Raw genomic sequence first — 13,280 nt, 5'->3', positions numbered from 1 at the left:
ACGTAGATTCTCCAGTCGGCGTTTCGCGACGTCTTGCTGTGCGGCGCACCGGGCAAGAGAGGAACCGGCTCATGCGCGCGCTGGCGCACCAGCTTCTTCAAGTTCTCCGTCTTGTCCTTGGCACCGACCTGATCGAGCACGTAGCCAAGACGTTGAAGCCAGGGGACGGGGGCCGTCTCCGCAGCGAGAGCGAGCTTCTTGGCGTCGATCCGCTCCGCGAGTTCAGCCAGCACCGTCGCTACCTGACTTAGGCCGCCGGCGTGGCGTTGATAGCCGATGAGATCAATCGCCGTGGCTTCAGGCGTCGAGACAGCGATGGAGCCGCGCGGCGTGTTGAGGTGCTGCACAGGCACGCCAGAGACACCTTTCCTTACAATGAATTCGATGCGGACGGCGCCGCAGGCGATCCGCCGTCTCGGTTTTTCGACGAATACCTGAAACTCCATCGGACGCTGATGCGCGGCGCCATGGTATTGCGCCGCCGTCAGAAGCCCCGCGTAGTAGGGGAGCTTGAGACGCTTCATCAGATCGGGAATGAACTGATCCGCCGGCAAACACCCGAGGGATCGATATTCAGGCGGAACGATGAGGTAAAAGCCGCGCGCCGGCGAAACGATGCGTTTTTGACGCGCGAGGCGGCCCAGCGCTACCTTTAGGGCAGGCCTAGAAATTTCGAGTTCTTTAATAGCGTCAGCCGTGCTGAAGCTGTATCGGCTGCTGGACGCCAGGCTGTCCAGGAAGTCGCGAGTATTTGGGCGTTCTTTTACCGGTTTCATTCGCCCAAGGTAACAGTTTTCGTTACCTTACGCAAACGATTCAGGTAGAAATGGCTCGCGAGGGCCGAAAGAGCAAAACTTACACATTCTCTTACACACTTTCACAGTCGGCCGCCGTAACACGAGTCACAGCAACACGTTACAAATACACCAAAAGCACTTAAAATCCCTTTCCCGCAAGGGAGTCCCAGTTCGAGTCTGGGTCCTGGCATCAACCGACGGACGCGACCAGCGCGCGTCTCAGGTCTCGGACGGCACACGCCGTGCCGATGGAGGTGCGTCGCCTACTCGATCGGGATTCCCGATCCAGCCTCATCGACGCCGCATGAGCAAGGCCGTCTCTCGATCGCTGCACGTTGCGTTGTCCGTCGCGATCATCGGCGGGCTGGTCCTGTTCGCGCGCAAGGTGAATTGGTCGGAGACGTGGGACCACATCACGCAGGCGAATCGCGCGACCCTGGTCGCCGCGGCCGTCGTCAATCTGCTCTCGCTCGTGGTCAAGAGCCTGCGATGGTGGGTCTTTTTGCGGCCGGCCGGCGCGCCGTCGCTCTGGCTGGCCGTGCGGGCGACGTTCGCGGGCGCGGGGCTCAACAACATCCTCGTCGCCAACGGCGGCGAGGCCGCGCGTGTCGTGTTCGTCGCGCGGTCGGCGCACGTCCCCAGCGCTCGGGTTCTCGCATCGCTGGCGCTCGAGCGCCTGTTCGAGCTGATCGGCTACGTCGTGATGTTCGTACTGGTCGTGTCGTTTCTCGAGTTGCCTCCGGGGTTGAAGTACGCGCGTCCGGTCGCCTGGGTCGCGCTCGTGATTGCGGTGATCCTCATGGTGTACCTCGTCCGGCGCCCGCATCTCGACGAGATCCGGATGCCGGAGACGAACGCGCACGGATGGGGCGGCCGTCTCCGTGAATACCTCCGGCACTTCGGTGCCGCCGTCGGGGGCATCTCGACGACCCCGCGGTTCATCGCCGCGCTGGGTCTGTCGCTTGCCAATGTCGGGATGCAGGTGTGGACGTACGCGCTCACCGCGCGCGCCGCGGACTTCCACCTGTCACTCGTCGGCACCGTCGCCGCGCTGCTTGCCGTCAACCTCGGCTTCGCGATTCGGGCGACACCCGGCAACGTCGGCGTGTTCCAGGCACTCTACGCGCTCGTGGCGACCGCCTTCGGCATGGACCGCAACCAGGCGCTCGCCGTGGCCTTTCTCATCCAGACGCAGCAGATCATTCCGGTGACGCTGCTCGGCGTCGCGCTCGCTCCCGAGTTCATCTTCAGGCGGCGCGGCAGACGCGCCTCCGATTCCGGACTCGACCTGCGCTCGCGCGCGGAAGATCTCGCCTAGCCCGCAACGAGACGAGCCGTCGTTCCCCTTGACGGTCGAAGGAAGCGGGCTCATACTACTTCCTTCGAGCGTCGAGGGGAGTGGCCATGGCATCGAAAGACAAGGACGCGCTGCTGCAGGGTACACTCGACCTGCTGGTGCTGAAAGCGTTGCAGCTCGGCCCGATGCACGGGTGGGGCATCACGGAGCGCCTCGCGCGCGGATCGAAGGACGTGCTGCGCATCGGCGAAGGGTCGCTGTATCCGGCACTCTACCGGCTCGAACGGCAGGGCGTCATCGCGTCGAAGTGGGATACGACGGAAAACAACCGGCGTGCCCGCTACTACGCGCTCACGAACACGGGCCGCGCCCGCCTGGCCGACGAGCGGCAAGCGTGGCGCCGCATGTCGCGCGCCGTGGAGCTCGTCCTTGCGATGGAGAGCGCGGGCGAATGAGCGGCGCCAACAACATTCTCCGCCGAATGCGAGATCGTGTCCGGCTGTTCCTCGGCTTTCGCCGGCATCGTGACATGGACGACCGGTTCGTCGACGAGATGCGCTTCCATGTGGAGATGGCCACCGAGGCGAACGTCCGAGCCGGGATGACGCCCGCCGAGGCGCGACGAGTGGCGCTCATCACGTTCGGCGGGAAAGAGCAGTGGAGGGAGTCCGCCGCCAACGAAGTGCGAAGCGCATACCTCGAAGACTTCGTGCACGACGTTCGATACGCGATCCGCGGCCTCGTGCGATCGCCGACGTTTACCATCGCGGCCGTCACGACTCTCGGCCTCAGCATCGGCGCGACGACGTCGATCTTCTCGGTGATCAACGCGGCGCTGCTGCGCGCGTTGCCGTATCCGCACGCCGATCGGATCGTCGCCGTGTGCGAGCGCAATACGGTGAACCCGTCGGGCGAGCCGTGCTCTCGCGGCGGGTTCAGCGTCGACAACTTCGCGACGTGGCGCGGCACCGCGAAATCGTTCGATGCGTTCGCGGCGTTTCGTGAGGGAACCGCTTCGCTCGCCGCCCCGGGCCGCGACGCGGTCTCCGCTCAGGCCCGCGTCACGAGCGCGAGTCTCTTCGTCGTAGTCGGTGCGCGCCCCGCGCTGGGCCGGTTCTTCACCGCTGAGGAAGACCAGCCGGGCGGCCCAGACCTCCTCGTGCTGAGCCATGCGTTCTGGCAGGAGTATTTCGCCGGCGACTCCGGCATCGTCGGACGGCACGTCTCGCTCGAGGCCCGACAGTACACGGTGGTCGGCGTCACGGCGCCCGGGTTCGGCGTATACGAGCCGGTCGACGTGTGGATCCCGATGCGGCTCGCGCCGGCCGGTGCGACGCCGCGGGGCCGCAGTCTCCGCGCGCTCGCACTGGTCCGCCCCGGCGTGACCCTCGAGCAGGCGAACCGCGAGATGCAGGTGCTCGCGGCGCGCACGGCGCACGATCAGCCGCAGTACAACGCGAACATGACGGCGTTCGTCGTGCCGCTTCGCGAGAGGCTCGTCGGCAATTCCGCTCGTCTCTTGTGGACGCTGCTGTCGGCGGTCGGATTTCTCTTGCTGATCGCGTGCGCCAACGTCGCCAACCTGCTGCTCACGCGCGCCTCGGCCCGCGAGCGCGAGATCGCCGTGCGCATCTCGCTCGGCGCGTCGCCGACTCGATTGGTGCGCCAATTGGTCACCGAGAGCCTCGTGTTGTCGGCGGTGTCGACGATCGTCGGGTTCGGCTTGGGCATGAAGGGGACGCGCGCGCTCGTGGCGCTGCTGCCGAGTGATTTGTCGGTGCAGGCGTTGGCGGACGTCTCGGTCGACTGGCGATTGATGCTGTTCGCCGCGGCGGTCGGCGTCGCCACGGGGCTCGTCTTCGGCGCCGCGCCGTCGCTTCATGCGCTGCGATCCAACGTTCAAGAAACGCTCAAGGAGGGTGGCCGGGGTGGCTCCGGGCAGGCACGATCGACGGCCCGCCTCCGCAACGCATTCGTCATCGCCGAGATCACGGTGGCTCTCGTGCTCCTCGTTGGCGCGGGGCTCATGGTGCGGAGCTTCACGGCGCTTCAGCGCGTCGACCTCGGCATTCGCACCGACCACGTGCTGACGGCGCGCATGTCGCTGCCGTCGCGACTCTATCCGAGCGACACGTCGATCAGCGCCTTCGTGCACGACGCCGAATCGCGGATCGCGACGCTTCCGGGAGTCAGCGCCGTTGGGGCGATCAGTTATCTGCCGCTCACTGGAGACCGGAGCGTGACGGGGTTCTCCGTGGAAGGAAGGCCGGTACCGCCGGAGGGAACGGGACCATTCGCCGACGTTCGCGCCATCACCCCGGGCTATTTCCGAGCGATTGGTATGCGGATCAAGGAGGGTCGCGGTTTTACCGACGCCGACGTCAAAGGCTCGCCGAAGGTCGGCGTGGTGAACGAAACGTTCGCGCGGACGACGTTTCCGCACGAATCGGCGATCGGCCATTTCATCACGTACCCGTGGGCTGAGCTCGAGCGCTTCGAGATCGTCGGCGTCGTCGACGACGTGCACGAGGTGGGGCCGAATCAAGACGCGCCCGGCGAGATGTACCGCCCGCTCTCCCAGTTTCCGTATAGCCGCTTGTCCATCGTGCTGCGCGGAAGCGGCGATCCGTCTTCCTACGTGGCGCCGCTTCGAAAGGCGGTGCGCGAGATCGATCGCAACATTCCCCTCGCGGCCGTGGAACCGTTGAGCGCACTCGAGAAGCGCGCGGTCGTTTCCAACCGGCTGAGCGCGGCGCTGTTCAGTCTCTTTGGTATCCTCGGTCTGCTGCTGGCCGCCGTGGGCATCTACGGCGTTGTGTCGTACACCGTCGAACAGCGGCGTCACGAAATCGCGGTGCGTGTAGCGCTCGGCGCGACGCGCGGCGACGTCGTTCGATCCATCCTGATGCGCGGCGCCGGTCTATGCGCCATCGGCATCGGAATCGGGATGGTGGTTGCGTTCGCAGGAGCCAATCTCATGCAGAAGCTGCTGTTCGGCATTCCTCCGCGCGACGCAACAACGTTCGCCGTCAACGGAGCACTGCTCGCGATCATCGGGTTGTTGGCCGCGTATGTTCCAGGCCTGCGCGCCGCGCGCGTCGATCCCGCGAGGGCCCTGCGCGGGGAGTGACCGGTCTGGCTAGCTTTGGCGGCATGACCGATGTCGTCTCGCTGGCCGCCGAACTCCTCGCGTTGGATTCCTCCACGGGCGCCGAAAGCGGCGCGGTGGATTTCGTCTCGAAGTGGCTTGTCGCGCGCGGTTGGAATGTCACGCTCCAAGAGGTGACAAAGGACCGCGCCAACGTGTGGGCATCGCGGAAGGGACGCGGCGTCACATTCTCCACGCACCTCGACACCGTCCTTCCATATATCCCGCCGCGCCGGGACGGCGACCGCCTGATGGGGCGCGGGTCCTGCGACGCCAAAGGAATCGCCGCCGCCATGTTGGCCGCCGCCGAGCAGCTCGCGACGTCCGGCGAAGAGCGTGTCGATCTCTTGTTCGTCGTGGGAGAAGAGAAGGGGTCCGACGGCGCTCGAGCGGCGAACCACCTCGCGGCGACGAGCAAGTTTCTCGTGAACGGCGAACCCACCGAGAGCAAGCTGGCGAGCGGAGCCAAAGGCTCGCTTCGCGTGACTGTGCGCACGCACGGACGCGCCGCGCACTCGGCGTACCCGCAATTGGGGGAATCGGCCATCACACCGATGCTCGCGTTGCTGCCGACGCTAGATCAGTTGGATCTGCCGCACGACGGGGTCCTGGGCGACACGACCTATAACGTCGGGGTGCTGCGCGGCGGAACCGCGGCCAACATCATTCCCGCGGCCGCCGAAGCGGAGATCATGTTTCGGCTCGTGGGCGACGTGGCGCCGATTCGCGCGCAGATCGAGAAGTGGGCGAAGGGGCGAGCCGAGCTCGAGTTCGGATCGCACATTCCGGCGCAGCACTTCCATACGATCCCCGGCTTCGAAGTTGCACCTGTCGCCTATACGTCGGACATCCCGCTGCTGTCGCGATGGGGCACGCCGCTCCTCTTTGGTCCCGGCTCGATCCACGTCGCGCACACCCCCGGAGAGTTCATCAGCGTGCGCGAATTGAAGGCGGCGGTCGAATCGTACAAGAAGATCGTGAAGACTCTGCTCGCCGCATGACACCCGTGCCCTCGAATCCGCCCCTTTCATCGCCCAGCCCCGGACAGCGACGCCGCGTCGCGGTCCTCGGCGCAACCGGCGCCGTGGGACAGGCGTTCATTCGGTTACTCGTCGGACATCCGTGGTTCGAGCTGGTTTCACTCGCCGCGTCCGAGCGATCGGCGGGGAAGCCGTATCGCGAGGCGGCGAAATGGGTGGGCGCCGGTGACATGCCGCCGTTCGTCGCCGACATGATCGTTCAACCGTGCGATCCGGATCGCGTCGATGCGGACGTCGTCTTTTCGGCGCTCGACTCGGCCGCGGCGGGCGACGCCGAGCCGGCGTTCGCGCGCGCCGGACGAACGGTGCTGACGAACGCGAAGAACCATCGCATGGAGCCCGACGTTCCACTCGTCATCGCCGAGGTGAACCCCGATCATCTCGGCGTGATCGAATCGCAACGCAAGAATCGCGGCTGGCCCGGGGCGATCGTCGCGAACGGGAATTGCTCGGCCATCGTCACGACGCTCCCCGTCGCACCGATCCATCAGGCATTCGGCATCGAGCGGATGATCGTCGTGACGATGCAGGCCGTGTCGGGCGCAGGCTACCCGGGCGTTCCGTCGCTCGACATCATCGGCAACGTGATTCCCTACATCGCCGACGAAGAGCCGAAGATCGAAGGCGAGGTTCGAAAGTTTCTTGGCTCGCTGAATGTCGGGTCCATCAAGAGCGCCGAATTCGCGGTCAGCGCGCACGCGAACCGGGTTCCGGTGGAGCACGGCCATACGGTCTGCGTCTCGCTCGCCCTCAAGAAGCGCGCGCCGGCGGATGAAGTGTCGGCCGCCATCGCCGAGTGGCGCGGCAACGAGAACGCGCGAAACCTGCCTAGCGCGCCCGAACGGCCCATCGTTCTCGCGGACCAGCCGGATCGGCCGCAGCCGCGGCGCCAGGTCGACGCGGGCGGCGGCATGACGGTGATCGTGGGGCGAGTCCGCCGCGATCCCGTGTTCGACGTGAAGCTCGTGGCGATGGGGCACAACGTGATTCGCGGCGCCGCCGGCGCGTCGGTGCTGAACGCCGAGTTGATGATGCGCTGCGGGCTGCTCGACGGCCCGTGATCGTCCTCAAGTTCGGCGGCACGTCGGTCGCCGACGCGGAAGCGGTAAAGCGAACCTCGAGCATCGTCGGCACGCGGCTCGACCGAGGACCGATCGTCGTCGTCTCGGCGCTCGGCGGTGTGACCAACTCGCTGCTCGCACTCGCCGAGCAAGCCTCGCGCGGACATCTCCTCGGCGCCCTCGCGTCGTTAGAGGGGCTTCGAGACCGGCACCTCGGCGAAGCCGAGCGGCTGCTCGGCGACGGAGCCGACGCGGTCGAGACGTGCGAGGAGTTGAGCGCGATGATCGACGAGATGGCGCACCTCGCCGAAGCGCTGTCAACGCTTGGAGACCTCACGCCGCGCAGTCTCGACGCCATCGCCTCGTTCGGCGAGCGAATGTCGTCCATCCTGTGCGTGGCGGCGTTCAAGCGGTCGGGGATTCCGGCGGTGCACGTGGATGCATGCGACGTCATGATCACCGACGACGCGTTCACGCGCGCCGAGCCCCAGCGCGACGCGATCGCTGACTCGTGCCGCCGTCTGGTGTTGCCGCTACTGCGGGACGGAAAGGTGCCGGTGCTCGGCGGCTTCATCGGAGCGTCTGAAGGTACGCGAATCATCACGACGCTCGGGCGCGGCGGCAGCGACTACAGCGCGTCGCTGATCGGCGCCGCGGTGCGCGCCGACGCGATCGAGATCTGGACCGACGTGGACGGCATGCTCACCGCCGACCCGCGCGTCGTTCCTTCGGCGCGGCTGATCGACCAGATTGCGTTCGCGGAGGCGTCGGAGTTGGCATCGTTCGGCGCAAAGGTGCTGCACCCGAACACAATCGCTCCCGCCGTCCGCCTCGGGATTCCGGTCTACGTTCTCAACTCGATGAACCCGCAGGGTCACGGCACCAAGATCACGTTCGACGCGCCGCAGCGATCGGTGAGCGCCATCGCCGGGAAGGGAGGCGTGACGCTCGTGCGCGTCGGTTCGCCGCGCATGCTCCTCACCGAAGGGTTCCTGCGCTCGATCTTCGCGACGTTCGAGCGGCACAAGACGTCGGTCGACGTCGTGGCGACGTCGGAAGTCTCCGTGTCGCTCACGGTGGACGATGCATCGCGTTTGGATTCGATCGTCTCCGACCTGCGCTCGCTCGGCGACGTCGCCATCGAGCGGAATCGCGGCATCGTCGCCGTCGTCGGCGGCGCGATCGCGGAGGGCGGGCACGCCATGGCGCGAGCGCTCGACGCGATCGGCGACGTACGCGTGCACATGCTCTCGCTCAGCGCGAGCCGCATCAACCTGACGATGGTCGTCGACGACGAACACGTGAGGCCCGCCATGCAGCGGCTCCACGCCGCGTTCTTCGAGTCGGCGGGGAGTGGGGGGAAAGCCGCATGACACGCAAGCTGGCGATCGTCGGACTGGGCAAGATGGGCCGCGCCATCGGCGAGCTGGCGCCCGACCGCGGATGGTCGGTCGTCGCGGAGTTGGGGCAGCGCGACATGATGACGCCGACCCGCGAGTCGCTGGGCGGGGCAGACGTCGCCGTGGAGTTCAGCGTTCCAGGGGCGGCGCCGGCGAACATTCGGTCGCTCGTCGGGTTCGGATGTCCGGTGGTCGTCGGCACCACGGGCTGGTACGACGGCTTCGACGAAGTTCGGCGTCTCGTGGACGAACGGCAGGGTGCGCTTTTGACCGCGGCCAATTTTTCGCTCGGCGTGAACGCGTTCGAGCAAATCGTCGCCGAGGCCGCTCGTCTGCTGCGCGCGGCCACGGGATTCGACGCGCATGAGATCGAGACGCATCACGCGGCGAAGAAAGACGCGCCCTCCGGGACTGCACAAACGCTCGCGGCCGCCGCGGGTCGGGCCTGGGGGCACGCGATTCCGATCACCAGCGTGCGGACCGGTTCGGTTCCGGGGATTCACGAGTTCATTTTCGACGCGCCGTTCGAGCAGATTCGGTTGACGCACACGGCTCGCGACCGGCGGGTGTTCGCCGAGGGCGCGCTCCTTGCCGCCGGCTGGCTCATCGGGAAGCGAGGCGTGTTCACGATGCGCGACGTGCTCGCGAGCGCGGCGACAGAGGATTCTCAATGACAGCGGACATTGCACGACTCACGGGTTGCGGCACCGCGTTGGTGACGCCGTTCAACGACGACACGAGCATCGACGAGGAGGCGCTGCGCGCGCTCGTCGATTGGCAGATCGCCGAGGGAATTCACTTTCTGGTGCCGTGCGGGAGCACGGGCGAAGCGGCGACGATGACGATCGAGGAGCACTGCCGCGTCGTCGAGATCGTCGCCAAGCAGGCGAACGGCCGCGTACCGATCGTGGCGGGCGCCGCGAGCAACGACACGCAAAAGGCGATCGACCTCTCCAAGCGCGTGCAGGATCTCGGCGCGACGCATCTGCTCCATACCTCGCCGTGGTACAACAAGCCGCCGCAGCGCGGCATCGTCGCGCACTACGCGGCGATCGCGGCGGCGGTCGATCTGCCGATCGTGGTTTACAACGTTCCAGGACGAACGGGAAGCAACATCGAAGCGAAGACGACGCTCGAGCTGTCGCGAATTCCCGGAGTCGTCGCGACGAAAGAGGCGTCGGGACAGCTGTCGCAGATCGCCGACGTGATTCGAGGACGCGCGCCCGAATTCTCCGTCCTGTCCGGCGACGACGAGCTCACGTTGCCCGTGATGGCGCTCGGCGGAGACGGCATCGTGTCCGTGATCTCGAACGCGGCCCCCAACCTCATGTCCGAGCTGTGCAACCGGATGTTGGCGGGCGACCAGGCCGCGGCGCGCAAGATTCACATGAAGCTGCTGCCGTGGATGCGGGCGGCGTTCGTCGAGTCGAATCCGATTCCCGTGAAGGCAGCGCTCGCGTGTATGGGCAAGATCAAAAACGTTTTGCGCTCGCCGCTCGTGCCCCTGTCCGATGCCTACGGCGACGCCGTTCGCTCGGCACTGATGGCGGCGGGAGCAGAGCTGCCATCGTGACCGACCTCGTCCAGCTCCAAGCGGACATCGAACAGCTCGCGGCCACACCCGAAGGAGCGGCGCTGGCGCCGAGCGCCGTCGACGCAATCGAGTCGTTGCTCTACGCGCTCGAGGGCGGCACCGTGCGTTCGGCGAGCAAGGGCGACGACAACGTGTGGCGCGCCAACCCGTGGGTGAAGCGCGGCATCCTCCTCGGTTTTCGGCTGGGGCGGCTCAAGGCGTACGACGGAGAACTCTCGTTCGTCGACAAGGACACCTACCCAATTCGGCGCTTCAAAGTCGAACACAACGTGCGTGTCGTTCCGGGCGGTTCGTCCATCCGACGCGGCGCCTACGTCGCGTCGGGAGTGGTGTGCATGCCGCCGATGTACGTGAACGTCGGCGCGTACGTCGACACAGGTACGATGGTGGATTCCCACGCGCTGATCGGATCGTGCGCGCAGATCGGCAAGCGTGTGCATGTCAGCGCGGCCGCACAGATCGGCGGGGTGCTCGAGCCGGTCAACGCGGCGCCGGTCGTGATCGAAGACGACGTGCTCGTCGGCGGGAACTGCGGAGTCTATGAAGGAACGATCGTACGATCGCGCGCGGTGCTCGCCGCGGGGGTCGTCCTCACACGAGGCACGCCCGTTTTCGACCTGGCGCGTGAAACGGTCTATCGCGGCAACGCCGAACAGCCGCTCGAGATTCCGGAGGCCGCGGTCGTCGTACCCGGCGCGCGAGCCGTGACGAGCGGGTGGGGCGCCGACCATCATTTGTCACTCCAAGCCCCGGTGATCGTGAAATACCGAGACGAGAAGACGGATTTGGCGACCACGCTCGAGGCTTGGCTGCGATGAACGTCGGTGGATCGCTCCGTGTTCCAGGCGACAAGTCGATCTCTCACCGCGCGCTGATCTTGAGCGCGCTGGCAAAGGGCGAGTCGCGCGTGACGGGAATCCTCGAATCGGCCGACGTCCATTCGACGGCGGGCGTGCTTCGGGCGCTCGGCGCGTCGATTCCCGAGCTCTCGTCGGACTTCGTCATCGTGGGGCGGGGGACCGAGTCGCTGCGAACCGCGCCGGCGCCGTTGGATTGTGGCAACAGCGGAACGACGACGCGACTGATGGCGGGCGTCGTGGCCGGGCGGCCGATCGAGGCAACGTTCGTCGGCGACGCGAGCCTCAGCCGGCGGCCGATGCGGCGCGTCGCTCGTCCGCTCGAGGCGATGGGGGCGCGGATCTCGCTGCCGCAGAGCGGCGGGCTGCCGATGACGATCTGGGGAAGCCATCTGCACGAGGTGATCTGGCAGAGCGAAGTCGCCAGCGCGCAAGTGAAGAGCGCGATCCTGCTGGCGGCGCTGACCGGCGGCGTGTGCGCCGAAGTCATCGAGCCGCAGGCGACGCGCGATCACACGGAGCGGATGCTCATCGCGCGCGGCGCGCCGGTGACCACACACGAGCGGGGCGTACGGATCGATGAGCTCGCGTACGTCGAGCCGCTCGACGTCGTCGTGCCGGGTGATCCGTCGTCGGCGGCGTTCTTCGCCGGTCTGGCGGCAATCGCGGACGGCGGTTCGCTCCGCCTCGAACGCGTGTGCGTCAACGAGACGCGGATCGGGTTTCTCGAGCAGCTCGAGCAGATGGGCGCCGTCGTTACGCAGGTCGATGCACGACTCGAAGGCGGTGAGCCGGTCGCGGACGTCGTCGTCTCGCCGGGGGAGCTTCGTCCGACGACGATTACCGCGGCGGAGGTCCCGTCGATGGTGGATGAGCTGCCGCTTCTCGCCTGCCTCGCGACGCGAGCGAACGGCGAGACGATCATCACCGGCGCGAACGAGCTGCGCGTCAAGGAGAGCGACCGGATCGCGGCCGTGGTCGCGAACCTGCGCGCGATCGGCGCCGATGCGGAGGAGTTGCCGGACGGAATGAAGATCCGCGGACCGTCGCCGGCACTCTCCGGCCGAATCACGACCCACGGCGATCACCGGCTCGCGATGGCCTTCGGCGTCCTCGGCGCCGCCGAAGGCAATGCGATCGAGATCGATGAGCCTGACTGCGTCGCGGTCTCCTACCCGGACTTCTGGAACGACCTGGCGAGCGTCACTCGATGAACGGACCGCTTCCGTTCGTCATCGCCATCGACGGCCCCGCCGCGTCGGGAAAGTCGTCGACGGCGCAGTGGGTCGCGCGCCGCCTGGGCTATCGCCACGTGGATTCGGGCGCTCTCTATCGGGCGGCGACGGCGGCACGTCTCGTCGGACCCGGCGACCCGGCGACCTGGACCGACGACGACGTGTTGCTCGCGGCCCGCGGCGTGGCTTTCACGCCGCTGGGTGAATCGTTCGCGGTGATCATCGATGGGCAGCCGGCGGACGACCGGCTGCGCGATGCCCAGGTCACCCAGCACGTCTCGCGCGTGGCGCAGATGCAGCGGGTGAGGCAGTGGGTCAACGAGCTCGTCCGGCGCACGGCAAGCGGGCACGACGTCGTCGTGGACGGCCGAGACATGGGAACCGTCGTGTTTCCGAACGCCGACCTGAAGATTTTTCTCGTGGCCGACCCGTGGGAACGTGCGCGTCGCCGGCTGGTACAGCGACTGGGACGTGGGCCCAGCGACGAGGAAATCGCCGCCGAGACGCACCGGATCGCCCAGCGCGACGCGCTCGACGCGACGCAGTCGGTGCGGGCCGCCGACGCGGTGCTCATCGATACGACCTATCTGACCCAGGAAGACCAGGTCGATCGGATCGTCGCGCTGGCGCACGCGGCGGTTCAACGCCGAGCCCGCCCCACACCTCCAACGTCTCTCGGAAGTGTGAGCTAAGTCGCTGACCGAGGCCAGGTTCTGACGTTGACTTGACACGCCGAGGAGAGTATCATTTCTGGTTCGCGGCTTGCGCCTCGGCAACCGCGCGATGGCACGTCCGTGTCATCGACACGTTCATCCACCTCAACCTCGCCGCGGCGAGCGAAGAAGTCCGCG

Annotated in this window: 12 protein-coding genes; 11 read left to right on the top strand and 1 reads right to left on the bottom strand. The window is 66.9% G+C overall.

The window, feature by feature from the left end:
• Window positions 1-776 (bottom strand): type IV toxin-antitoxin system AbiEi family antitoxin (locus tag VGQ44_03990; protein HEV8445949.1); only part of this gene is annotated, 776 nt, incomplete at its 3' end.
• A 325-nt stretch (window positions 777-1,101) separates the two neighbouring features.
• On the opposite strand from VGQ44_03990, the gene VGQ44_03985 reads away from it, so the two are divergent.
• The 11 genes from VGQ44_03985 (at window position 1,102) to cmk (ending at window position 13,121) form a co-directional block, all read left to right on the top strand.
• A complete protein-coding gene (locus VGQ44_03985) occupies window positions 1,102-2,115 on the top strand; it encodes a lysylphosphatidylglycerol synthase transmembrane domain-containing protein (protein HEV8445948.1) in 1,014 nt (337 codons plus the stop codon).
• Window positions 2,116-2,201: 86 nt separating this feature from the next.
• On the top strand, window positions 2,202-2,549 hold the full coding sequence (locus VGQ44_03980) for a PadR family transcriptional regulator (GenBank protein ID HEV8445947.1): 348 nt from the start codon (window positions 2,202-2,204) through the stop codon (window positions 2,547-2,549).
• 26 nt (window positions 2,550-2,575) lie between these two features.
• The gene (locus VGQ44_03975; protein HEV8445946.1) at window positions 2,576-5,224 is read left to right on the top strand and encodes an ABC transporter permease; all 2,649 of its coding nucleotides are present in this window, start codon (window positions 2,576-2,578) and stop codon (window positions 5,222-5,224) included.
• A 23-nt stretch (window positions 5,225-5,247) separates the two neighbouring features.
• On the top strand, window positions 5,248-6,243 hold the full coding sequence (locus VGQ44_03970; GenBank protein HEV8445945.1) for a M20/M25/M40 family metallo-hydrolase: 996 nt from the start codon (window positions 5,248-5,250) through the stop codon (window positions 6,241-6,243).
• Window positions 6,240-7,343 (top strand): aspartate-semialdehyde dehydrogenase, encoded by a 1,104-nt coding sequence (gene asd / locus VGQ44_03965; protein HEV8445944.1) that lies wholly within the window; start codon window positions 6,240-6,242, stop codon window positions 7,341-7,343. Before VGQ44_03970 ends, asd begins: the two co-directional genes overlap by 4 nt.
• Window positions 7,340-8,716, top strand: coding sequence for a lysine-sensitive aspartokinase 3 (lysC, locus tag VGQ44_03960; protein ID HEV8445943.1), 1,377 nt, complete (start codon window positions 7,340-7,342; stop codon window positions 8,714-8,716). The genes asd and lysC overlap by 4 nt, the downstream gene beginning before the upstream one ends.
• Complete coding sequence (locus VGQ44_03955) at window positions 8,713-9,417, top strand: dihydrodipicolinate reductase C-terminal domain-containing protein (protein ID HEV8445942.1); 705 nt, start codon at window positions 8,713-8,715, stop codon at window positions 9,415-9,417. Before lysC ends, VGQ44_03955 begins: the two co-directional genes overlap by 4 nt.
• Entirely contained in the window at window positions 9,414-10,316 is a 903-nt protein-coding gene (gene dapA, locus VGQ44_03950) for a 4-hydroxy-tetrahydrodipicolinate synthase (protein ID HEV8445941.1), read from the top strand. Before VGQ44_03955 ends, dapA begins: the two co-directional genes overlap by 4 nt.
• Window positions 10,313-11,155, top strand: a complete 843-nt coding sequence (locus tag VGQ44_03945; GenBank protein ID HEV8445940.1) for a 2,3,4,5-tetrahydropyridine-2,6-dicarboxylate N-succinyltransferase — start codon at window positions 10,313-10,315, stop codon at window positions 11,153-11,155. Before dapA ends, VGQ44_03945 begins: the two co-directional genes overlap by 4 nt.
• Window positions 11,152-12,408 (top strand): 3-phosphoshikimate 1-carboxyvinyltransferase, encoded by a 1,257-nt coding sequence (aroA, locus tag VGQ44_03940; protein ID HEV8445939.1) that lies wholly within the window; start codon window positions 11,152-11,154, stop codon window positions 12,406-12,408. The genes VGQ44_03945 and aroA overlap by 4 nt, the downstream gene beginning before the upstream one ends.
• Window positions 12,405-13,121: a (d)CMP kinase gene (gene cmk, locus VGQ44_03935; GenBank protein HEV8445938.1), complete on the top strand. Its 717-nt coding sequence runs from the start codon at window positions 12,405-12,407 to the stop codon at window positions 13,119-13,121. The genes aroA and cmk overlap by 4 nt, the downstream gene beginning before the upstream one ends.
• Window positions 13,122-13,280: the final 159 nt, after the last annotated feature.

The organism is Gemmatimonadaceae bacterium (assembly GCA_036003045.1).
GTDB lineage: Bacteria > Gemmatimonadota > Gemmatimonadetes > Gemmatimonadales > Gemmatimonadaceae > JAQBQB01.
Note: the sequence above shows the minus strand (reverse complement) of the source record. Positions and strands in the feature narration are given on the sequence as shown.

Bases quoted from the DNA above. Each gene is read 5' to 3' on its own strand.
- VGQ44_03975 (HEV8445946.1), top strand. From the start codon at position 2,576: ATGCGAGATCGTGTCCGGCTGTTCCTCGGCTTTCGCCGGCATCGTGAC.
- VGQ44_03970 (HEV8445945.1), top strand. From the start codon at position 5,248: ATGACCGATGTCGTCTCGCTGGCCGCCGAACTCCTCGCGTTGGATTCC.
- VGQ44_03985 (HEV8445948.1), top strand. From the start codon at position 1,102: ATGAGCAAGGCCGTCTCTCGATCGCTGCACGTTGCGTTGTCCGTCGCG.
- VGQ44_03955 (HEV8445942.1), top strand. From the start codon at position 8,713: ATGACACGCAAGCTGGCGATCGTCGGACTGGGCAAGATGGGCCGCGCC.
- dapA (HEV8445941.1), top strand. From the start codon at position 9,414: ATGACAGCGGACATTGCACGACTCACGGGTTGCGGCACCGCGTTGGTG.
- VGQ44_03980 (HEV8445947.1), top strand. From the start codon at position 2,202: ATGGCATCGAAAGACAAGGACGCGCTGCTGCAGGGTACACTCGACCTG.
- cmk (HEV8445938.1), top strand. From the start codon at position 12,405: ATGAACGGACCGCTTCCGTTCGTCATCGCCATCGACGGCCCCGCCGCG.
- asd (HEV8445944.1), top strand. From the start codon at position 6,240: ATGACACCCGTGCCCTCGAATCCGCCCCTTTCATCGCCCAGCCCCGGA.
- aroA (HEV8445939.1), top strand. From the start codon at position 11,152: ATGAACGTCGGTGGATCGCTCCGTGTTCCAGGCGACAAGTCGATCTCT.